At 53.1% G+C, this 20,886-nt stretch carries 18 protein-coding genes; 11 read left to right on the top strand and 7 right to left on the bottom strand.

Features of this window, described 5'->3' with window-relative positions; genetic code table 11:
• Positions 1 to 88 precede the first annotated feature (88 nt).
• Positions 89 to 2,365 carry a formate C-acetyltransferase gene (gene pflB, locus P0Y67_RS03840; protein ID WP_342390808.1) on the top strand — a complete coding sequence of 759 codons (2,277 nt, stop codon included), beginning with the start codon at positions 89 to 91 and terminating at the stop codon, positions 2,363 to 2,365.
• Between the two features lie 109 nt (positions 2,366 to 2,474).
• Entirely contained in the window at positions 2,475 to 3,215 is a 741-nt protein-coding gene (gene pflA, locus P0Y67_RS03835) for a pyruvate formate lyase 1-activating protein (protein ID WP_342390807.1), read from the top strand.
• A gap of 39 nt (positions 3,216 to 3,254) precedes the next feature.
• On the opposite strand, the gene P0Y67_RS03830 is transcribed toward pflA, so the two are convergent.
• On the bottom strand, positions 3,255 to 3,905 hold the full coding sequence (locus P0Y67_RS03830) for an energy-coupling factor ABC transporter permease (protein ID WP_342390806.1): 651 nt from the start codon (positions 3,903 to 3,905) through the stop codon (positions 3,255 to 3,257).
• A gap of 172 nt (positions 3,906 to 4,077) precedes the next feature.
• On the opposite strand from P0Y67_RS03830, the gene P0Y67_RS03825 reads away from it, so the two are divergent.
• The 4 genes from P0Y67_RS03825 to P0Y67_RS03810 all read left to right on the top strand — a co-directional run bounded on the left by P0Y67_RS03825 (position 4,078) and on the right by P0Y67_RS03810 (position 9,854).
• Positions 4,078 to 4,578 carry a YfbU family protein gene (locus tag P0Y67_RS03825; RefSeq protein ID WP_342390805.1) on the top strand — a complete coding sequence of 167 codons (501 nt, stop codon included), beginning with the start codon at positions 4,078 to 4,080 and terminating at the stop codon, positions 4,576 to 4,578.
• A 419-nt stretch (positions 4,579 to 4,997) separates the two neighbouring features.
• Positions 4,998 to 6,233, top strand: a complete 1,236-nt coding sequence (locus P0Y67_RS03820) for an ABC transporter substrate-binding protein (RefSeq protein WP_342390804.1) — start codon at positions 4,998 to 5,000, stop codon at positions 6,231 to 6,233.
• Positions 6,233 to 8,596, top strand: a complete 2,364-nt coding sequence (locus P0Y67_RS03815; protein WP_342390803.1) for an ATP-binding protein — start codon at positions 6,233 to 6,235, stop codon at positions 8,594 to 8,596. Before P0Y67_RS03820 ends, P0Y67_RS03815 begins: the two co-directional genes overlap by 1 nt.
• Positions 8,586 to 9,854: a sigma-54-dependent transcriptional regulator gene (locus P0Y67_RS03810; protein WP_342390802.1), complete on the top strand. Its 1,269-nt coding sequence runs from the start codon at positions 8,586 to 8,588 to the stop codon at positions 9,852 to 9,854. Before P0Y67_RS03815 ends, P0Y67_RS03810 begins: the two co-directional genes overlap by 11 nt.
• A 68-nt stretch (positions 9,855 to 9,922) precedes the next feature.
• On the opposite strand, the gene P0Y67_RS03805 is transcribed toward P0Y67_RS03810, so the two are convergent.
• Complete coding sequence (locus tag P0Y67_RS03805) at positions 9,923 to 10,960, bottom strand: porin (RefSeq protein WP_342390801.1); 1,038 nt, start codon at positions 10,958 to 10,960, stop codon at positions 9,923 to 9,925.
• Positions 10,961 to 11,341: 381 nt separating this feature from the next.
• Between P0Y67_RS03805 and rlmA the strand changes: the two genes are divergently transcribed.
• The 5 genes from rlmA to P0Y67_RS03780 all read left to right on the top strand — a co-directional run bounded on the left by rlmA (position 11,342) and on the right by P0Y67_RS03780 (position 16,471).
• On the top strand, positions 11,342 to 12,193 hold the full coding sequence (gene rlmA / locus P0Y67_RS03800; RefSeq protein WP_342390800.1) for a 23S rRNA (guanine(745)-N(1))-methyltransferase: 852 nt from the start codon (positions 11,342 to 11,344) through the stop codon (positions 12,191 to 12,193).
• Positions 12,194 to 12,321: 128 nt separating this feature from the next.
• Positions 12,322 to 13,278, top strand: a complete 957-nt coding sequence (locus tag P0Y67_RS03795; RefSeq protein WP_342390799.1) for a ChaN family lipoprotein — start codon at positions 12,322 to 12,324, stop codon at positions 13,276 to 13,278.
• Between the two features lie 416 nt (positions 13,279 to 13,694).
• Positions 13,695 to 14,663 carry an ABC transporter substrate-binding protein gene (locus P0Y67_RS03790; protein WP_342390798.1) on the top strand — a complete coding sequence of 323 codons (969 nt, stop codon included), beginning with the start codon at positions 13,695 to 13,697 and terminating at the stop codon, positions 14,661 to 14,663.
• Positions 14,664 to 14,725: 62 nt separating this feature from the next.
• Positions 14,726 to 15,652, top strand: a complete 927-nt coding sequence (locus P0Y67_RS03785) for an ABC transporter permease (protein WP_337114114.1) — start codon at positions 14,726 to 14,728, stop codon at positions 15,650 to 15,652.
• A 24-nt stretch (positions 15,653 to 15,676) separates the two neighbouring features.
• On the top strand, positions 15,677 to 16,471 hold the full coding sequence (locus tag P0Y67_RS03780) for an ABC transporter ATP-binding protein (protein ID WP_161443481.1): 795 nt from the start codon (positions 15,677 to 15,679) through the stop codon (positions 16,469 to 16,471).
• A gap of 69 nt (positions 16,472 to 16,540) precedes the next feature.
• Here P0Y67_RS03780 and P0Y67_RS03775 read toward each other — a convergent pair whose 3' ends face one another.
• The 5 genes from P0Y67_RS03775 to ribH all read right to left on the bottom strand — a co-directional run bounded on the left by P0Y67_RS03775 (position 16,541) and on the right by ribH (position 20,817).
• Positions 16,541 to 18,202, bottom strand: coding sequence for a hypothetical protein (locus P0Y67_RS03775; RefSeq protein ID WP_342390797.1), 1,662 nt, complete (start codon positions 18,200 to 18,202; stop codon positions 16,541 to 16,543).
• Between the two features lie 135 nt (positions 18,203 to 18,337).
• Complete coding sequence (pgpA, locus tag P0Y67_RS03770; RefSeq protein ID WP_342390796.1) at positions 18,338 to 18,823, bottom strand: phosphatidylglycerophosphatase A; 486 nt, start codon at positions 18,821 to 18,823, stop codon at positions 18,338 to 18,340.
• Positions 18,824 to 18,826: 3 nt separating this feature from the next.
• Positions 18,827 to 19,804 carry a thiamine-phosphate kinase gene (thiL, locus tag P0Y67_RS03765; protein WP_342390795.1) on the bottom strand — a complete coding sequence of 326 codons (978 nt, stop codon included), beginning with the start codon at positions 19,802 to 19,804 and terminating at the stop codon, positions 18,827 to 18,829.
• Positions 19,805 to 19,876: 72 nt separating this feature from the next.
• Positions 19,877 to 20,347, bottom strand: a complete 471-nt coding sequence (gene nusB / locus P0Y67_RS03760; protein WP_027252928.1) for a transcription antitermination factor NusB — start codon at positions 20,345 to 20,347, stop codon at positions 19,877 to 19,879.
• A complete protein-coding gene (gene ribH / locus P0Y67_RS03755; RefSeq protein WP_027252929.1) occupies positions 20,347 to 20,817 on the bottom strand; it encodes a 6,7-dimethyl-8-ribityllumazine synthase in 471 nt (156 codons plus the stop codon). The genes nusB and ribH overlap by 1 nt, the downstream gene beginning before the upstream one ends.
• Positions 20,818 to 20,886 lie beyond the last annotated feature (69 nt).

Below are 20,886 nucleotides of genomic sequence, written 5' to 3'. Positions count from 1 at the left end.
CTGACAGAGATGATACAAATTGCACAGGCTGCAGACTCATTGCAGTACTTGCAGACATTTTCTACTGACGAAAACAGGTAGGTATAATATGGCAGATCAATTTGCTACGGCTTGGGAAGGCTTCAAGGCCGGTGAATGGCAAAGCGAAGTCAACGTCCGTGACTTCATCCAGAAAAACTACATCCCTTTCGAGGGCAATGAAGACTTTCTGGTCAGTGAGGGCACTGCGGCAACCCAGAAGCTCTGGGCTAAAGTGATGGAAGGCATCAAACAGGAAAACGCCACGCACTCTCCTGTTGATTTCGATACGTCAATCATTTCTACCATCACCGCACACGATGCGGGCTATATCGACAAATCACTGGAAACCATCGTCGGTCTGCAAACGGACGCCCCGCTGAAACGGGCTATCATTCCTAACGGCGGCATCCGTATGGTCGAGAGTTCCTGTAAGGCTTACGACCGCGAGCTGGATCCTCAGGTCAAGAAAATCTTCACTGAGTACCGCAAAACCCACAACCAGGGGGTGTTCGATATTTACACCCCTGACATCATGAAATGCCGTAAGTCAGGCGTACTGACCGGTCTGCCCGATGCCTACGGCCGCGGCCGCATCATAGGCGACTACCGCCGTGTGGCCCTGTACGGTATTGACTATCTGATGCAGGACAAACTGGCTCAGTTTACCTCGCTGCAAGCGCGTTTCGAGCAAGGCGAAGATCTGCAGATGACCATGCAGTTGCGCGAGGAAATCGCTGATCAGCACCATGCACTGGCGCAGATGAAAGAAATGGCCGCCAAATACGGTTACGACATTTCGCGTCCTGCCGAAACCGCGCAAGAAGCCATTCAGTGGACTTACTTCGGCTATCTGGCGGCGGTGAAGTCGCAAAACGGGGCGGCGATGTCACTGGGTCGTACCTCGACCTTCCTTGACATCTATATGGAGCGGGATCTGGCGGCCGGTAAGATCAGCGAAGAGCAAGCACAGGAAATGATTGACCACTTCGTGATGAAACTGCGCATGGTGCGTTTCCTGCGCACGCCTGACTACGATGAACTCTTCTCCGGCGATCCGATCTGGGCGACAGAGTCCATTGGTGGTATGGGGGTTGACGGCCGGACACTGGTGTCGAAAACCAGCTTCCGCTTCCTCAATACCCTCTACACCATGGGGCCAAGCCCGGAGCCGAACATCACTGTGCTCTGGTCTGATCGCCTGCCGGAAGGCTTTAAGAAATTCTGCGCCAAAGTGTCTATCGATACCTCGTCTATCCAGTATGAGAACGATGATCTGATGCGTCCGGATTTCAATTCAGACGATTACGCCATTGCCTGCTGTGTCTCACCTATGGTGGTCGGTAAGCATATGCAGTTCTTCGGCGCCCGGGCCAACCTGGCAAAAACCCTGTTGTACTCCATCAACGGCGGTGTGGATGAAAAACTGAAGCTGCAGGTCGGCCCGAAAGCCGCCCCGATGACGGATGAGGTGCTGGACTATGACAAAGTGATGGCCAGTCTGGATTCTTTGATGGACTGGCTGGCGACACAGTACGTCACCGCGCTGAATGCCATTCACTTTATGCATGACAAATACAGCTACGAAGCGGCATTGATGGCACTGCACGACAGAGACGTGCGTCGCACCATGGCCTGTGGTATTGCCGGCCTGTCGGTGGCGGCTGACTCCCTGTCTGCCATCAAGTATGCCACAGTGAAACCGGTGCGCGATGAAGACGGCATTGCCACTGACTTTGAAATCGACGGCGACTATCCGAAATTCGGTAATAACGATGCCCGTGTCGATGACATCGCCTGCGATCTGGTCGAACGCTTTATGAATAAGATCCGTAAGCTGAAAACCTATCGCGATGCCATTCCGACTCAGTCTATTCTGACCATCACCTCCAACGTGGTGTACGGCAAGAAAACCGGTAACACCCCGGACGGTCGCCGTGCCGGTCAGCCCTTCGCACCGGGTGCCAACCCGATGCACGGTCGCGATGAAAAAGGCGCGGTAGCCTCGCTGACATCAGTGGGTAAACTGCCGTTCGCGCACGCCAAAGACGGTATCTCTTATACCTTCTCTATCGTGCCCAATGCCCTGGGTAAATCGGACGATACCCGCCGCGCCAATCTGGCCGGTCTGATGGACGGTTATTTCCACCACGATGCCGGTATTGAAGGCGGCCAGCACCTGAACGTCAATGTGCTGAACCGGGAGACACTGGAAGATGCCGTGAAACATCCGGAGAAATACCCGCAGCTTACCATACGGGTATCCGGTTATGCGGTACGCTTCAACTCACTGACGACAGAGCAGCAACAGGACGTGATTGCACGTACCTTTACTGAGTCGCTGTAACCCTTGCCGGGCAGTAACGGCCCGGCACTGCACTTTCCCCGCGGCTTGCAAGAGTCGCGGGGATTATACTTAAACAGCCATGCAATTTTTTATCTGGGAGCGCCACGTTATGACAGTAAAAGGCCGTATTCACTCCTTTGAGTCCTGCGGTACTGTGGATGGCCCGGGCATACGCTTCATCGTGTTTATGCAAGGTTGCCTGCTGCGATGCCAGTACTGCCACAACCGCGATACCTGGGATCTGGAAGGCGGACGTGAAATCACAGTGGATGAGCTGATGAAAGAAGCCCTCTCTTATCGCCATTTCATGACAGCCTCAGGTGGCGGTGTTACCGCATCCGGTGGTGAGGCGATATTACAGCCAGAATTCATTCGCGACTTTTTCCGGGCGGCCAAAGCCGAGAACATCCATACCTGTCTCGATACCAACGGTTATGTCCGTAAACATACCCCTGTGATTGATGAGCTGCTGGATGCGACGGATCTTGTGATGCTGGATCTCAAACAAATCGACGATGAAATTCACCATGATTTGGTGGGCGTGCCCAATAAGCGCATTCTCGACTTCGCCCGTTATCTGCACCAGATAGGCCAGAAAACCTGGATTCGTCATGTCGTAGTACCCGGTTTTACCGACAATGACACCTCTGCCCATCAGTTGGGAGAATTCATTAAGGATATGGACAATATCGAGAAAATCGAACTGCTCCCCTACCACCAGCTCGGCGCGCACAAATGGGAAGCCATGGGGTATGACTATCCGCTGGAAGGGGTCAAACCGCCGTCAAAAGCGGTGATGGACAAGGTAAAAGCTATCCTTTCGCAATATCATCCCAATGTGATGTATTGATCCCTCCGGGATTCCGGCCAGTTGGATGCCCGTGCAGGTCTACTTATCCCGCTGGTAAATATAATCCCGTTCATAAAAGGTTCTCACCCACTCAGGTTTGTACACCACCAGCAAGGTGGTCGACATGCCATTGAGCAGCGCTTCAGGAAACAACAGCAAGGGAATGAGCAATAAATAGTTATCGACGATATATTGCCAGCTGTATTCTCCTTCGAGCCAGATCCAGCTTCCTGTCAGCAGCATATGGACCACCTGCGACAGGGCGCCGTTAAAAAATGCCGCGACAAAAATATAAATAAAAAGATGCCGGGTCAGGTAACGGTAACTCAGCAAGAAAACCCAATAACTGATCAGTACGGGCACCACCACGCTGGTCAGATTCACCAGCCCCAGATCCTGCCAGTCCTGAATACCGAAGGCCGCTAACAGCAAGCCAGGCACCGCCGCTATCCATATGGCGATTCGCCAGCCATGCGTCAGGGTCAGCACGGTCAAGGCCAGAAAATGGACTTTCAGCCCGTCGACCAGTCCGGCCCGCAGGCTCCATAACAAAAAGAGTACCACCACAGTCCCGGAGACCAGGTGCTGATAGTCTTTCTGGTGTTTGAACTTGGGATAGAATTCTCGCGGATAAGAAAAAAACAGCACGACCAGCCATACGGCCCAGCCAACCCAGGGAAGCATTGTCATTGCCAGCATCCTTGCATTGTATTCACCCCATCGAATCACATTTCGTCCCGGCCAGTGTAACGCAAATACCGTCGGTTTTTCTGTAAACTCGGCCGCAAACCCGGCTCAGATCAAAGCCGCCCGATAACTTGCTGCTATGCTGTAACCAGTAAAATTATTGCAGGATACCCCTATGGAAATGACACATGCACAACGTCTCATTTTGGCTAATCAATATCGCCTGATGGCGCAGCTCGATCCCGAGCATGCCGGCAAGTTTCAGCGTCTGCAAACCATAGTTGAGCGCGGATACGGGCTGCAGCTCAGGGAGCTGGATAAAGACTTCGGGGCGATCTCAGAAGATGAATGTAAAGAAATTCTGCAAGTGATGGAAATGCACCATGCTATGCAAGAATCCTGCAAACAGTTAAACCAAGCCGAGCAGAACCGGATTGATACTCGCCGTCTGACATTCCTGGGTTATGATGCCGCCAGTGAACCCCAGCAAATGCATTATGTTCGCTTTCTGACAGCGGTAGAAAGTCTTTATCCGCATTTCCTGCCTTCAGAGCACAGTTTTAACAGCCATGTGCCGATGCAGAGTAAATATCGCCGCATGCTGGGTGTGTGGCAACAGTGCCCTCGCCAATATCATCTCTCCGCCACCGAGATACAGCAGATACTGGGTGCCTGACAGATAAGCCTGGATGACAAAAAATGTCTCCCGCATCGCGGCCTCGATATGATTCGGGCCGCCTTCCCCCCTGAGCCATCCCTGTCTCCCTCTGACACAACAGCAAGCCGTCCTATTGCTGACATATCTTTTTTACAATTTCCCCATTGGCGAAATCCGCTGTTCTGATAAATTTGCGCAGGTTATCGTAAAGTGACTGATGATTGGGTCACGATTGGCACATTTTATGGCATGGAAAGTATTAAAGAGCTAGCCGACCATAATTTCAGCCATGATAATCGACTTTTTACTGTTCCCCACTGACCCTTACTTGTATATAAGCGCGTAACGCAATATCTGTTCTATCTGCCACCCGCAAACGGTGAGTAAAGGTGGAAAGCAAGGAATGAATCAGGCTACGTAAGGAAGGATTCTTTGTCATGTTATACCGGCTTCTGATCGTATTATTACTGGCGGCTTTCCCCCTGCACGCCAGTGAAAAAAAGCAGCTGGTGATTCTGACCACCTTCGACCCTGCCCTGCTGAACAGCAGCATTGAGATTTTTGAACAGCAGCATGCTGGTTTGGATGTCATTATTCTGCAGCGCCGGGAAAGTGAAGGGCTGGCGCTGCTGGCGCTGCCGGATCATGGCGTGAATGTGGTGCTTTCCTCTTCCCGGCGTTTGTTTCAGCCACTGGCCGACCGCCATTCTCTGGTGCCGGTTGCCGAACTGACCGATGAACACAGCCAGCTCGATTCAGACTACATTGCCGTTCTGGGGTACTCGGGCTGCGGCATCATATGGAACCAGCGTTATATCGACAGGAACGCGCTGCCTGTTCCGGCGCGCTGGGAGTCCCTCATTGCCCCTGTCTACCACAGCCATCTGGTCATGAGCAGCCCCTCCCGCTCTGCAACCACACACCTGATGGTGGAAAGCCTGCTGCAGCGTTACGACTGGGATCAAGGCTGGCGGTTGCTTTTACAGCTGGGGGGCAACCTGAATGCCATTTCAGCCAACAGCCGGCGCGCGACCGATCTCGTCGCCAGCGGGCAGTCTGGCATAGGTTTGGTGATCGACAGTTATGCCAAAGAGCAGCAAGATCATTTCCCGTTTATTCATTTTCAGTATCAGCCCGACAGCATTGTTCTGCCGAGCTATATCGCCGCACTGGACAGGAAACCGTCTGATCAGCTGGGTATTGAGTTCGTGCGGTTTATGCTGTCAGCGTCCTCGCAGGCACGCATCGAACAGTCCCCCATTTACAAGCATCGCCGAGCGAAGCTGCCAAGCACAGATACAGCGGCTTTCACTGTCGATACCGGGTTAATGGAAGAGCGGGCGGTAGCTGTACAGCAACTCTTTGATATCAGCATCAGCCAACAGCAGCCCCTGCTGAACTATGCCTGGCAGCTGATCCATAAAATCCGGTTACTGCCGGACCTGACGCCTCAGCAAACCGAGCAGCTGGCACAATCCGTTGAGCTGGCTTCAACCACAGTGATCAGCGCCGAGCAAGCTGCTACTGAGGGATTTTTGTCGCTGCAGGATCCTGTGCGTCACCCGGCTTCTGCCCGAACCGTCGGGCTCTGGCAAGAACAGATGAGCCGGCAATTACAGCAATCCATTCGTTTATCCCAAGACATACTCATGTCGTATAAACAGGAGCTGTGATGCTAAAGCGCAAAACGATCGGAAACCGCCTGATTAGCGCCATCAGCCTGATGGCATTCCTGAGTATAGGCGTCAGCCTCATCGCACTGGTTACCTGGGAAAATCTCGATGATCAGATAGATGCCATTGTCAGTAAAAACCTGCCGACACTCAGGGCCAGCTATCATCTGGAACGCAGCACGGCGGCGCTGAAAGACAGCCTGCATCATATCGGGGGCAATCAGGATCCGGCCCGGCACGCTGAGCTGAAACAACAAATTCAGCTCGAAGCCGAAAGGATCACCCACTCCATTGCCAACACAGCGAGCCTGTCTTCCTATCCGGCGCTGAAAATTGAACACGCCAGCTTGCTCAAAGACATAGAGACGTACAGCAATTTGCTGAGCAAGCGGTCGACCTTGCTGCTGGCGCTGGCGCAATCGGAAAGCCGGATCAGCTGGCTGCACCAAAAAGTGGTGGATGAGCTTGCCCCCATTCGCCAGGAAGTGGAATGGCAGTTAACGCGTACCACACCCCATCATCTGGATAGCGACACCATACGGGAAACAGTGAACGAGTTTTCTCTCATTCAGTCCATCACAGTCAAAGAGAGTGAGCTGTATCAGCTGGTGCAGGAAATGTTTCATCAGAGTGAGAACCGGGACATCGCCAACGCTTTTCACTACATTGGCTTTCAAACCCAGCAACTGAAAACCATGAGCGATTCCCTCAGCCACTACCCCTCGACGCTGGCGTTCCGGCAGCAGCTCAACGACATGATCAGCCAGGTTGAGCCCAATGGCCCGGTGGCAATGCAACTGAGCGTGCTGTCTGCACTGGAGAAAACAATCCGAAGTTATGACAAACGCATCAACAACCGTCTGATTTATCAGGAGGATTTGATCCAGGCTATGGTTGACCAGGCGGATTCCTCTCTGCTTGCTCTCAACGATCACACCCGCCAGTCTGTCATCATCAGCAGCTACATACTGCTTGGCGTGGTACTGCTGGCCATTACCCTGTCCGTCTTTCTGTCTGTCTATCTGGTCAGCCGCGGCATTGTCGCGCGTTTGAATCAACTCAGCCAGGATCTGTATGCCGTGGCACACGGCGATCTCAATGCCAGAATTCAGGTTGATGGCGATGATGAAATTGGCCTGCTGGGCGACAGTCTGCGTCAATTCCGCCAGCAAATGCTGGAAATGCAGCGATCCAATGCACTGAACCTGATCAATAACACTCAGGCCAGTATCATCACCTGTGATTTATCCGGCATCGTAGAATCGGTCAATCCCAGTGCGTTATCGCTGTTTGATGCCGAAGCTATCCCGGACAACCAGACTATCTGGGCGCTGTTTAACCGCGCAATGGAACCCCGCCTGAAACGCCTGTTCCTGCCCAGCAGCCCTTTGCAGTCCAATGGCGCCTGTAACCTCACCATCAAACAGACACATTCAAGCGAGCCGCGCTATCTTCGTCTGGACTTTCGCCTGTTCAAGCAGGGGCAGGAAGCCAAAGTCATCATCACTGTGACAGACATTACCGAACAGGAAAGCGCGGCCCGCTGGCTGGAAAACATGGTGCAGGAAAAAACCGAGTCACTGACCAAGCGAAACCGGCAGCTGAAAGCCGAAATCGAAGACAGAAAGCGTATTGAGGAAGATTTACGGGCCACACAGGATGAACTGATCCAGGCGGCAAAAATGGCGGTGGTCGGGCAAACCATGACCTCGCTGGCGCACGAGCTGAACCAGCCGCTGTCGGCCATGACCACCCATATCTTTGCCACGCGGATGGCCGTGGATAAAAACAACCTCACTCAGCTTGCAGCCAGCCTGGACAAAATGGACAGTCTGACTGAACGCATGGCCCGTATCATTGCCAGCCTGCGCAATTTCGCGAAAAAACAATCGGCCAACAGAATGCTTCAGGCCGTTGATATTCAAGAGTCGATCAATCACGCCCAGCAACTGATAGAAAGCAGGCTGAAAGTTCAGCAAACCAATCTGATCAGCAGAATAAACAGCCCGTTTCAGGTCATCGCCGATCCCGTTCAGCTGGAACAAGTGCTGGTTAACCTGTTCATCAATAGCTGTGATGCGGTGGCAGGCAGTGATACCAGAGACATTTACGTGGAACTGCTTAATCACTCTGCTGAACGCCCGACATTCAGTTTGGCCATTTGTGATACCGGCCCGGGTTTTGCGAGAGACATTATTGAAAAACTGTTCACTCCCTTTACCACCACTAAAGATGTGGGCCTGGGACTGGGGCTGAACATTTGCCGTTCCATCATGAACCGCTTGAACGGCGATATTTTCCTTGCTTCCACCTTGCAAGGAGGCGCAATGGTTGTTTTGGAGTTAAAAAAATATGACGATTAGCGATAACATTGAAGTACTGATCATTGATGACGATCAGGATGTTGCCGATGCTTACCAGCACCTGCTGGAAGTAGCTGGTTATCAGACCCGGACAGCCACAGATCCGTTGCAGGCCCTGACCTTACTTCACAAAGAATGGCCCGGCGTGGTGATTACCGATATGTATATGCCAGGTATGAACGGAAAAGAGGTACTGCATCGCATTAAATCACTGGATAGCACCCTGCCTGTGATATTAATCACCGGCCATGGCGACATTCCTATGGCGGTGGACGCCTTGCAAAACGGGGCTGCCGACTTCCTGCAAAAGCCTCTACAGCCCGCAGCGCTGATCGCACTGCTGGACAAGCACCTGCCAAAACGAAAACAGCAGATTGAACACCGTAAAAGGCTCAGGCAAACAGCCTGCGATGTGCTGCTGGGCGACAGCCCGCTGATAGTCAAGCTCCGCCATCAGATTGCCGCAGCGGAGAACAATGACAAAGATGCCCTGATTGAAGGAGAAGCCGGAACGGGGCGCCATACCCTGGCCCGTTTGCTGCATGCCGACACGAATACGGGCAAAGGCCCGTTTATAAAATTGTGCGGCAGTAAAGTAGAACGCACTTCTGATTTGCAACGGGCAATGCTCAATGCCCGCGAGGGCAGTCTCTGCATCAATAACCTGCCCGCTATGCCGACCGACGCACAGCACTGGTTATGCCGCTTTCTCCTTGAACAGGAGCGCCTGGCTAAAAGAGAAGTGCGCGTATTGGCGCTCGTTGAAGGCACAGCGGAGCAAGCGGTCGAAAAAGAAACCTTAGTGCCTGAGCTGTTTTATTTTCTCAGCCAGGCGCGGTTTGTCATTCCGCCACTAAGACAAAGGGCAAGCGATATCACACTGCTGTTCAGATACTTTCTGGAGGCCAGCTGCCAGAAACTGAATAAACCCGTTCCTGTGGTGGATAAAGCCTATATCACAACACTGAACCGGCACACCTGGGAAGGTAACGTGCTGGAATTACGCAACGTGGCAGAGCTCTACGCGATTGGGATCGTCAAACTCACCGGGCAAGAGCGGACCAAATCGCTGGATCAAATGAGCAGCCCGCTGGATGATCTGATAGATGACTATGAAAAGCAGGTGATTGAAGATGCCCTGTACCTTTTCGGCGGCAGAATTAATGAAGTATCCACTTACCTGCAGATCCCGCGTAAAAAGCTCTATCTGAGAATGAAAAAGCACAACCTGGATAAAGCCGATTACAAAGCCGGATAATCCCTGCGCTAAAACAACAAAGGCCGGAGCATGCTCCAGCCTTTTTATTGTCGGTTATTGCGAGATACTTAGAACTCGTAACGAATACCCAGCTGGTAGAAGTCTTCGTCAGCAGCACCGCCGAAAGAACCGTTTTCACCGTCACGGAAGACATAGCTGGTGAACAGAGAAGAACGGCTGTTCAGGTGATACTGAGCTTCCAGCGTGGTGTCTTTCAGCTCTAACTCGTCACCGTCGGTGTTTTCCAGGTTGCGGTAGCCTGCACGCAGTGTCCAGTCGGTGTTCAGATCATAGATGGCAACCACTTCCCACACTTCATCTTTACTCTTGCTTGGACCGCCGGCATCCACTTCGTCTTCAGAGTACTCTGCACCGAAAGTGAAAGCATTGATGCTATAGGTAGCACCCACACCCCAGAAGTTATACTCATTACCGTCTTTGTCTTCGCTGTACTGATACGCCAGCACAGGCGCCAGGCGTCCGCCCTGACCCAGATCCAGCGTATAGCGCAGCGCGGCGTTCATACCGTTATCCAGTGAATTACCGAACGCGTTTTTATCATTGTTACCAAAAATATAGCCAAGAGAGAAGTCTAAGCCATTGATGCTGTTCTGGTATTGCAAAGTCGCATCCTGACGGAAGACCTGTACTGCGGTACCATCAACCAGCTCTGCCTGACGGGCTGCGGCGATATCCGACAAGGCAAACACATCAACGATATCGGTAAACATGATCAGACCAGAAGCCACACGGCCACCGGTCACTTTACCCATTTCTTTACCGTCGATACCGGCCCAGACATAACGAGGGGACAGGCTATCGTTGTCAGCACCAGAGTTTTCAGCTTCTGCGGCATTGACCTGGTACTCGGCCCAGCCAATCACGGAAAACTGATCATTAATTGGCTGAGAGCCACCTAGGCCAAGACGCGCATCAAATTCACCGTTGGTGTCGCCATCATCGGTTTGTTTGTCTGTAATGTTGTAGCCAAGACGGCCGTAAAGATTCACTTCACTACCATCTTCGCCTTGATAGATATTCGCCGCGTAGCTTGCGCCGCTGGCAAACACACTGGAGATAATCGCCGCTGCTAGTGTTTTTTTCATTTTGGTTTCCTTGAGTATGTGTTCTGAGTGACCACAACGCTGATGGCACTCATAAGCGCAAAAAGCAGGTTAGGTTGCTGAGCCAGACACAGGGAAAAGGCAACCAAAGCCTGATGCCGGCATCATAAAATGCATAACCCAATCCAAGCATAGAGCAGAGGTTCACTTTATGCGCAACCAGAGTATCCTTTCTCCCTGAATAAGCCCTTAATAAAACTGTGTATATGGGTTATTGATTAATTAGGATATTTTTCTGCGAGAAAGATCACCTTTTGTCTTTAACTATTGGGCTTATTACTAAGACCGCCGGATCTTTCCCTGCGCTTCTATGCCATACCCAAACAGGTTACAATCCTTTGTTTTCAGCGTTGGTGCTTTCTTATGTCCTATCAATGTCCTTTATGCCATCAGCCTCTTCATCATCAGCAACATCAATGGCGTTGCCAAAATAACCATCAGTTTGATCAGGCAAAGGAAGGATATGTCAACTTAATGCCTGTTCATCATAAAAGCTCAAAAAATCCTGGCGATAACAAAGAGATGATGCAGGCAAGAAGACAATTTCTTGAAGCCAATCACTACCGCTTGATGAGAGATCATGTCAGTAAACTGCTGGCTGAGCACCTGCCGGAGAACAGCGAAAAAGTGCTGGATATCGGGTGTGGTGAAGGCTATTACACCTCATCCTTTACGGCTCTGAGCGCCAGCCACCCCAGCCTGGAAGTGCACGGACTGGACATTTCCAAAGTGGCCGTGCGCTATGCCGCCAAACGCTATCCCGATTGCCACTTCTGCGTGGCATCCAGTCACAGACTGCCGTTCGCCGACCAGAGTCTGGATGCCATGGTGCGCATCTATGCGCCATGCAAAGCAGAAGAAATTGTCCGTACGCTGAAACCCGGCGCGATTTTATTAACAGTGACACCCGCTCCGCGGCACTTGTATCAACTGAAAGCGCTCATTTATGACGATGTCAGGCTTCATGATACTCAACCTGAAAGTCTGCCGGGTATGTCCTTGGTGCAGGAAGAACAGCTGCATTACACCATGAGCTTAAATGGCAGTGAAGCGACGGCACTGATGCAGATGACACCGTTTGCGTGGAAGACCAGTGAGGCTGTCTGGCAGCACCTGGCGCAGCAACAGGCATTCAGCTGCGAGGCCGATTTCACCCTGCGTGTTTACCAGAAATCCGCAGCGGAGAATGATTCAGAACCGGATAGTTGCAACTAATTCTCATTTCTATTGAGTCTGTTGCCAGTCTTCATTATCATACCGCCCATGACATAACCCCCTGAAGCTATCATACTGATTCTTAATACAAGCTCAGTGAAACATGCTTCAGACAAAGGATGGAACACATGAAGACTGGCTACGCTATGGCATTCGCCGCCCTGCTGAGTGGCTGCGCCACACAGCCAACGTCAAGTACGACAACTGCTGCAACGCCCCCAACCTTATACGATTACACCATTCGTTCTCCATCCGGGGCTGAACTGACAGAACAAGCCCTGGCGAGTGCGCTGTCGGATGCGGATATCGTACTGGTCGGTGAATGGCACAGTCATCCTGGCACTCACCTGCTGCAAGCCCGGCTGCTGGCGGCCCTGTATGCCAATAACCCCAAACTGGCTTTGTCCATGGAGCAGTTTACCCGCGACAAACAGCAGGTCGTCGACCAGTTCCTTCACGGCGAAATCGGTGAACAGGTACTGATCAAGCAGGGCAACGCCTGGCCGAATTATGAATCCGATTACCGTCCCCTGGTCGACTTTGCACGCCAGCAAAAGCTTGATGTGATCGCCGCCAATGCGCCGAAATCCATCGTCCGCTGTGTCGGCCGTTACGGGGCCGATTACCTGAATCGACTTCCTGTCACTGAGCGTCAATGGGTAGCCCAGTCACTTACACTGAGAAATGACAAATATAAAGAAAAATTCACTGAGTCTATGCATCATGGTGATCCTGCCCAGTCTGAACGACAATTTGCTGCTCAGACCAGTTGGGACGACACCATGGCTGAAAGCATGGTCAACTACCTGCAAGCCCACCCGGGCCACCAGATCATGCACGTCGCCGGGCGCTTTCACACCGCAGAAGGACTCGGCACGGCATCGCGTATTTTGTCGCGCAATCCGGCATTGAAAGTGGTGATGGTCACCCCGGTCACCGCCGACAACCCTGTCGCCGCCGATGCACCGGATTTTCAGGTTGAGGTCATGCCTCTGCCGCCCCGTTATATTCAGCAAGCCAATATGAAAGCGGCTTTTGCCCATATCGGCAAGCGCAACGATACACTTCAATGTATTGGTGAATAACACCTTTTTCCTGCCAGGGCAGTCTGTGCAGACTGCCTTCCACCCGCTTATCTTTACTTTGCCCAGATTCAGCACCCACCAGAGAATTGTTCATAATTTATTCAATGGTGCAGCCGAATTCGCTCCTGCTGAGTCATAGCTCATCATGCTCACAAAAATACCAATAAAAAACATGACTCTGATTTTCACCGCTATTGTATAGTTTTCAACCTAAGCTACACATAAAACACAATACAAGATTTCAACAAACCAACGTTTAGCAGGTACTTCACCCCATCCAATGTTACAGTGTTGTTAATTTTTGGATGTTCTTTCTTTTCTCATTGCGCTAAAACATTATGCCAATGATGGGTGTTTCTGATGGCACAGCTCGCCGGCCCATCTCTGTCATCACACCAGTACAAGGATTGCATATTATGAAGGGAAACAAATTGCTTTCGGCAGCCTGCATCGCTGCGGCGTTAGCCCTAACGGCGACACCAACCTTAGCCGAAATGGCCAAAGTTGCTGTGTCTCAGATCGTTGAACACCCGGCGCTGGACGCCACTCGCCAGGGTCTGCTTGATGGCCTGAAAGCCAAAGGCTACGAAGAAGGCAAGAATCTGGAATTCTCCTATCAGACCGCTCAGGGTAACCCTGCGATTGCAGTGCAAATCGCCAAGCAGTTTGTCGGTGAACAACCGGATGTCCTGGTGGGTATTGCAACACCAACAGCACAGGCACTGGCTGCAGCCACCCGTTCTATTCCCGTCGTTTTTACTGCAGTCACCGATCCTGTTGGCGCCAAACTGGTGCGTAATGTTGATAAGCCCGAGCGCAACGTCACCGGCCTGTCTGATTTATCCCCTGTCGCACAGCACGTTGCACTGGTGAAAGAAATTCTGCCAGATGCCAAACGTATTGGTGTCGTTTACAACCCAGGCGAAGCCAATGCCGTCGCACTGGTTGATTTACTGCGTAAAGCCGCCAAAGAACAAGGCATGGAAGTGGTAGAAGGGACAGCCCTGAAAAGTGCTGATGTGCAGTCAGCAGCGCAAATCGTCGCCTCAAAAGCTGACGCGCTCTACGCCCCCACAGATAACACTGTGGCCAGTGCCGTTGAAGGCTTAGTCAATGCCGGTAACCAGGCAGGTATTCCTGTTATCGGCGCCTCTACGACCTACATTGAAAGTGGGGCGCTGGCGGCACTGGGCTTCGACTATTATCAGGTGGGTGTTCAGACCGCTGACTATGTGGATGCGTTGCTCAAAGGCAAGAAAGTCTCTGAACTGCCGGTAAAAGTTGCTGTGGGTTCAGATCTGGCTCTGAACCAGAAAGCTGCCACCAAACTGAACATCACCTTCCCTCAGGCTCTGGTTGACCGCGCGACCTCTATCGCCAAGTAACCTTACCTCTCTATCGGGCACCGGCGTTCCGGCCGGTGCCAGCAAGGAATAAGGAGTTGTAGATGTCTTTCTTTGCTTTGATCGGTACCTTAGAAATCGGCTTGGTTTACGGCTTGGTTGCTCTGGGGGTTTACCTGACCTTTCGGGTACTGGACTTTCCTGATCTGTCTGTCGATGGCAGTTTTCCAATGGGCGCCGCCGTGGCAGCAACAGCCATAGTGGCTGGTGTGAATCCGTGGATGGCAACCATGCTGGCCATTCTGGCCGGCGGTATGTGTGGCCTGGTGACAGCCTTTCTGGCAGTACGTTGCGGTATTTTGCACTTACTGGCCAGTATTCTGACTATGATTGCGGCTTTCTCTATCAATATCCGCATTATGGGCCGGCCCAACCTGGCCTTGCTGGGTGACGATACTATCCTGACCCCATTCGAAAATTTTGCCTTTGAAACCGGCCTGGATGCGGGCCTGGTTCGCCTGGCTGTGGTGCTGGCTCTGGTAATATTCAGCGGCTGGTTCGTGACCCGACTGCTGGCCAGTGACTTCGGCCTCGGCCTGCGCGCTACCGGCGTAAACAGCCGTATGGTGAGCGCACAAGGCGGCAGTACGGCGTTGTATACCTATTTTGGCCTGGCGCTGTCGAATGCCTTTGTCGGCTTCTCCGGCGCTCTGTTCGCGCAAACCAATAACTTTGCCGATGTCACTTCGGGTGTGGGCACGATAGTGGTGGGTCTGGCAGCGGTTATTCTGGGTCAGACACTGATCCCGGGCCGCAAGATCTGGGTGGCCGTTGTCGCTGTGATTTTAGGCTCAGTACTCTACCGGCTGGCCGTTGCGTTTGCCCTGAGCAGTGGCATGTTTGGCCTGCAGGCTTCGGATCTGAATCTGATCACTGCGGTACTGGTCGCCCTTGCCCTGATTGCGCCTAAGATGAAACGCAATTTTCAGCGAAAAAAGAAGCAAACCGTCGCAGCAAAGAAGCTCGCGTAAGCCGGAAAAGAAGGTAGTAACACTATGATTGAACTCAGTAATATCCGCGTTACCTTCAATGAAGGCACCATTCTGGAAAATCAGGCCCTGCGCGGGGTTAACCTGACAGTGCCGGAGCGCCAGTTTGTCACTGTTATCGGCTCAAACGGTGCCGGTAAATCGACCCTGCTCGGTGCTGTCAGCGGTGAAACACCTATGTCAGACGGCAAGGTGGTCATTAATGGTGTCGACGTGACCAGCAAAGCCGTGCACGAGCGGGCGCAATATGCTGCCCGGGTGTTTCAGGATCCGCTGGCCGGCACCTGTGCTTCACTCACCATAGAAGAGAACATGGCGTTAGCCGTCCAGCGTGGCAGCCGCCGCACCTGGAAGCTGGCGTTATCTTCCGAGCGCCGTAAGCTGTTTCAGGAGCGCATCAGCATTCTGGGGCTGGGACTGGAAGATCGGCTGAGCGACAGCATTGGTTTGCTGTCCGGCGGCCAGCGTCAGGCTGTCAGTCTGGTCATGGCAACGCTGGCAGACAGTAAACTCTTGCTGCTGGACGAGCATACCGCCGCGCTCGATCCGCGTATGGCCGCTTTCGTACTGGAGCTGACCAAACGGGTAGTCGAAGAATTCGACCTGACCGTCCTGATGGTCACCCACTCGATGAAAGATGCGCTGGCATACGGCGATCGTACCGTGATGCTGCACCAGGGCAATATAGTGCTGGATGTGGCAGGACAGGAACGCGCTGATATGGACGTGAAGCACTTGCTCGACATGTTCAGTAAAGTGCGTGGCGAAGAGCTGGCCGACGACAGCCTGCTGCTGGGCTGATTGCGATACCCAGTTTTCAATAAGACCTGCAAAAGGCGGCTCATCCCGCCTTTTTTATTGCTCGCTTTTTTATTGCTCTGATGCTGCTTTTTGTAATACCGCCCCTTCATAACCCCCGAGCTCAAGGTAATTCATCGGCTCGCTGGTGGTGCCGTCGTAAAAGATCCGGATATAGGTGCCCGGCAGGGAAATGCGCATCGGTTTCGCTTCCAGAAAGCGGCTCTGCCCCGCTTGCTGAACCGCCCGGTACAGCACCAGCCCATGCTCATAGCGGCGGGCAATCACCCCCTCTGCGGGCTGTTTGCCAAACCAGCCAGTGCGGTACAGCCAGAACCAGTGAGCAGGCGCGACCTTGTAGCTGCCCAGCACAGAACCGCGGCTGTCACCACTGAGCGGCTCAGCCTGCCACCAGACAGGCTTATACCCTTTGGGTGCGGATACCGGCTCGCCGAGATCCACCTTGAGCATGGCCGTTGGCTGATACACCCAGTTTTTGGGCAGCCCTGGCCGGTACCAGTCCCGCATACTGGTATTGGTGCTGTCAACGCTCAGGCTGTCGCCCCAGTTGTGATAGTAAGTCTGGCCCGGCAAATTAAACAGGTAATAGAGTGCAAGCCCGGTTTCGACATCCTGATGCCAGGCCCTTTCATCTCCCGGATGAAGATAACTGTGGCCATCACGCATCGACACCATCAGCACACTCTTGGCACCTTCGGCACTCAGCGCAAAATGTTGCCAGCTTTGCTGAACACGGGCCAACCCCATCGCCGGTGTTAGAAAGCGAGGGCGGACCCAGAGATCAACCTGGGAGCGCAATGGCGCGGAGACTGTCTCATCGGGCCATAATGCCAGTCCGGAAGTAGAAACGCCCAGAAGGGCAGGATCGAGCTGTTGTTTTAACTGACCCAGAAAATCAACCAATTGTGCCAAATACCGCTCTTCTGCTTCCGGGGTGCCGGCCTGTAATGACAGTTCCAGGATCTGACCACCGCTCACTACCGGCAGAATATCAGCCCCGAGCAAGGGCCTCAGACGAGGGGTATAACCGCCATCTGCCGCCATCTGCCGCCAATGATAGCGATACCAGTTGATCAGTTGGGCGCGAATGGAAGAGTCAGAGAGGTTAGTCCGAAAGGTGCAGACGCCGCCTTGCAGCCGGCCGGTCAGCAATACCCGGGCCTGATACGCAAACCGGGCGCTGGCCAAGGGGTTCAGCCGCTGCTGATATTCCGCGTCGCTGAGTTGCCCGTTACTGTCTGTGTCGTTCACCGGATCCCAGCCCGGAATGGTCAGGGTATCCGCTGTCCGGCTCAGCCAGGGTTTGGCTTCCAGCAGGCGGTCTAATTCCAGGTTTGTAGCGCTGAGTGACAGCCGGGTATCTTGCGCAAAATGCAGGAATGCACTTTCCGGATCCTGTCCATTTGCGCTGGCCTGCTGCGCCAGCCAGCGCTGCTGCTCATCGGGTTCACAAGGCAGGCTTTGGGCGTGAAAAGGTAGCAGTACTGTGCCCGTTTCATTCAGCGCGGCCGATTGCCAGTTACCCAGCACCAGATCGGCATGGCGGAACTCCCAGCGCGTCACCGCTTCGGCAGAATCAAACCTTGAGGTCGCCAGCGGTTCTTCCCATCCGCCTGGTGTCAGCCAGGCACTGCCTGTCGACGGGTACACCTGCGCGCGGGCAGCACCGGCCAGCATCAGTAGAACGACAAGGATCAGGTTCACTCTGTGCATCTTATTCTCCCAGGATCCTCTCCCCGGTTCAGCTTAAGGATAGTGTCAATCGCACAGTGACGTTGGGTTAAAAATTGGACAAAAAAAACCGTGCAGCTTGCACGGTTTGAGGGTTTTACCTGCTGTGATTCGCGGCTACCAGCCCATCCAGTGACCCACGCCCCACAGGGTGATCATGGCCATAAAGCCAGCGAGGATGTCATCGATCATGATGCCCAGACCGCCGTGGACATTTTTATCCAGCCAGCTGATCGGCCAGGGTTTTACCATGTCGAAAAAGCGAAATAAGATAAAACCGCTGACGACCCAGGGCAGACTCATAGGCGGGGCAACAGCCATGGTGATCCAGAAGCCGACAAACTCATCCCACACTATGCTGCCATGGTCGTGCACACCCATATCCTGGGCGGTATTGCGACAAATCAGCACTCCAATCACAGCCGCCGCCAGCGTAATGCCGATATAAGCCGCATAAGGTAGCTGGGCCAGCAGGTAATAGAGCGGGACAGATGCCAGTGTACCGACAGTTCCCGGCACCACAGGAGACAAACCGCTGCCAAATCCCGTGGCCAGAAAATGCCAGGGATTAGTTAATTTGATATAAAGTTTGGGATCTCGCACTACTTACCCCGAAAAATGATCGTATCCACGCAGCTGCCAGTCCAGTTGCAGCCCGTTTCGCTCAAGCACGACATGGCTGCCGGGCCGGATCTGACCTATACAGGTCGCTTTCACCCCGGTATGAGACAGAGCAACATCCAAGGTACCACGGTTATGGGCTGGCACGGTGAAGCACAGCTCGTACTCCTCGCCACTTGTCAGCGCCATCTTGATGGCTGCATCCCGGTCGCCGCCACAAAATGCCACCAGCTCGGATGACAATGGCAGGTTATCGACATCTATCACCGCCCCTACCTGAGAGCGGGTCAGGATATGGCCCAGATCAGCAATCAGACCATCGGAGATATCCAGCGCTGAAGACGCTATGCCCCGCAATGCCTGACCGGCCAGCACCCGCGGCTGAGGCTGATAGTGGCGATGAAGAAGATGTTCAGCTAGCGCAGCATCAATATGCTTTGCCTGCTCCAGCAACACCGCCAGCCCTGCCGCACTGTCGCCAAGACAGCCAGTGACATAAATCCAGTCCCCGGAACCTGCCCCGTGCCGCGTCAGCGCTTGTCCGTGAGGCACAAAGCCCTGAATGGTCAGCGTCAGGCTCAATGGGCCTTTGGTGGTATCCCCGCCAATCAGCTGTACCTGATAGTAATCGGCCATCTCAAAAAAGCCATCACAGAACCGGGCTAGCCAGGCTTCATCGGCTTCCGGCAGAGTCAGCGCCAGAGATACCCAGGCAGGTGTGGCGCCCATGGCCGCTAAATCACTTAAGTTCGCAGCCAGGGCTTTTTTAGCCAGCAGCGCGGGATCCATACCGGGCAGGAAATGGTTACCACAGACCAGTGAGTCGGTACTGACCGCCAGGTGGCTACCTGCAGGTGCCTCAAGCAAGGCGCAGTCGTCACCGATGGCCAGCGTCACATCCCGGCGCTGAACCGGCTGGCGGGCAAAATAACGGGCTATCAAATCAAATTCATTACTAGCCATAAGAGGTCAAGTCGGTTTGCTGAAACTCAGAAAAAAGGCCAGCAGAGCTGGCCTCAGTTCGCATTGAAGCGATTATGCTTTTTTACGTAACACCGGGGCCAGCTTATCCAGCACACCGTTTACGAATTTATGGCTGTCTTCGGCACCGAAGATTTTCGCCAGCTCAATCGCTTCATTAATCACAACTTTGTACGGTACGTCTTCACGCTTCATGATTTCGTACAAGGCCAGACGCAGTAGCGCCAGTTCCATCTGATCCAGATCCTGCAAAGGACGTGACAGATAGGGACGCATCTTGCTGTCCAGTTCCTGATGGTTCAGCACCACACCGGTGAACAAGTCACGGAAGTACTCAACATCAGTGTGCGGTGCTGCCAGTACAGGAGCATCAGCCCGATGAGCTTCTTCTTCAAACTGTTCGCCAGACAGAAAATGCAGTTCAATATCGGCGGCATTTTCTTTGGTGATTTGCCAGGAATAAATGGCCTGGACGGCAAAGTGTCGTGCGTTACGACGTGCGGCTGGTTTCACTCTAACCCCCATTAGGATTCAATTTGGGACAGGACATTTACCATCTCAAGCGCGCTGAGTGCAGCCTCTGCCCCTTTATTACCAGCCTTGGTACCGGCACGCTCGATGGCTTGTTCAATTGTGTCTACAGTCAGAACACCAAATGAAACCGGAGTATTGTACTCCAGAGCCACCTGAGCCAGACCTTTATTACATTCACCGGCAACATACTCGAAATGCGGAGTACCGCCGCGGATCACAGAACCCAGTGCCACGATAGCATCGTAGCGATCGCTTTTAGCAACTTGCTGGGCGACCAGAGGCAGCTCATAAGCACCAGGACAACGAACAACGGTAATGTTGTCGTCGCTTACCTGTCCCTGACGTTTCAGTGCGTCCAGCGCACCCGCCAGCAGGCTGTCATTGATGAAACTGTTGAAGCGACTGATAACAATAGCAATTTTTGCGTTGGGTGCCGCAATGGCGCCTTCGATTACCTTCATGGGCCTTCCTGTGACTATGTCTTTTCTTTCCGGATTGAGAAACCGCGGGAGTCTATCACAATTTATACC

The organism is Photobacterium sp. SP02, from assembly GCF_038519165.1.
Classification (GTDB): domain Bacteria; phylum Pseudomonadota; class Gammaproteobacteria; order Enterobacterales; family Vibrionaceae; genus Photobacterium; species Photobacterium halotolerans.
This window is presented reverse-complemented; position numbering and strand designations above follow the sequence as displayed.

Coding starts and splice junctions, on each gene's coding strand:
- pflB (WP_342390808.1), top strand. CDS start 89: ATGGCAGATCAATTTGCTACGGCTTGGGAAGGCTTCAAGGCCGGTGAA.
- pflA (WP_342390807.1), top strand. CDS start 2,475: ATGACAGTAAAAGGCCGTATTCACTCCTTTGAGTCCTGCGGTACTGTG.
- P0Y67_RS03830 (WP_342390806.1), bottom strand. CDS start 3,905: ATGACAATGCTTCCCTGGGTTGGCTGGGCCGTATGGCTGGTCGTGCTG.
- P0Y67_RS03825 (WP_342390805.1), top strand. CDS start 4,078: ATGGAAATGACACATGCACAACGTCTCATTTTGGCTAATCAATATCGC.
- P0Y67_RS03820 (WP_342390804.1), top strand. CDS start 4,998: ATGTTATACCGGCTTCTGATCGTATTATTACTGGCGGCTTTCCCCCTG.
- P0Y67_RS03815 (WP_342390803.1), top strand. CDS start 6,233: ATGCTAAAGCGCAAAACGATCGGAAACCGCCTGATTAGCGCCATCAGC.
- P0Y67_RS03810 (WP_342390802.1), top strand. CDS start 8,586: ATGACGATTAGCGATAACATTGAAGTACTGATCATTGATGACGATCAG.
- P0Y67_RS03805 (WP_342390801.1), bottom strand. CDS start 10,960: ATGAAAAAAACACTAGCAGCGGCGATTATCTCCAGTGTGTTTGCCAGC.
- rlmA (WP_342390800.1), top strand. CDS start 11,342: ATGTCCTATCAATGTCCTTTATGCCATCAGCCTCTTCATCATCAGCAA.
- P0Y67_RS03795 (WP_342390799.1), top strand. CDS start 12,322: ATGAAGACTGGCTACGCTATGGCATTCGCCGCCCTGCTGAGTGGCTGC.
- P0Y67_RS03790 (WP_342390798.1), top strand. CDS start 13,695: ATGAAGGGAAACAAATTGCTTTCGGCAGCCTGCATCGCTGCGGCGTTA.
- P0Y67_RS03785 (WP_337114114.1), top strand. CDS start 14,726: ATGTCTTTCTTTGCTTTGATCGGTACCTTAGAAATCGGCTTGGTTTAC.
- P0Y67_RS03780 (WP_161443481.1), top strand. CDS start 15,677: ATGATTGAACTCAGTAATATCCGCGTTACCTTCAATGAAGGCACCATT.
- P0Y67_RS03775 (WP_342390797.1), bottom strand. CDS start 18,202: ATGCACAGAGTGAACCTGATCCTTGTCGTTCTACTGATGCTGGCCGGT.
- thiL (WP_342390795.1), bottom strand. CDS start 19,804: ATGGCTAGTAATGAATTTGATTTGATAGCCCGTTATTTTGCCCGCCAG.
- nusB (WP_027252928.1), bottom strand. CDS start 20,347: ATGGGGGTTAGAGTGAAACCAGCCGCACGTCGTAACGCACGACACTTT.
- ribH (WP_027252929.1), bottom strand. CDS start 20,817: ATGAAGGTAATCGAAGGCGCCATTGCGGCACCCAACGCAAAAATTGCT.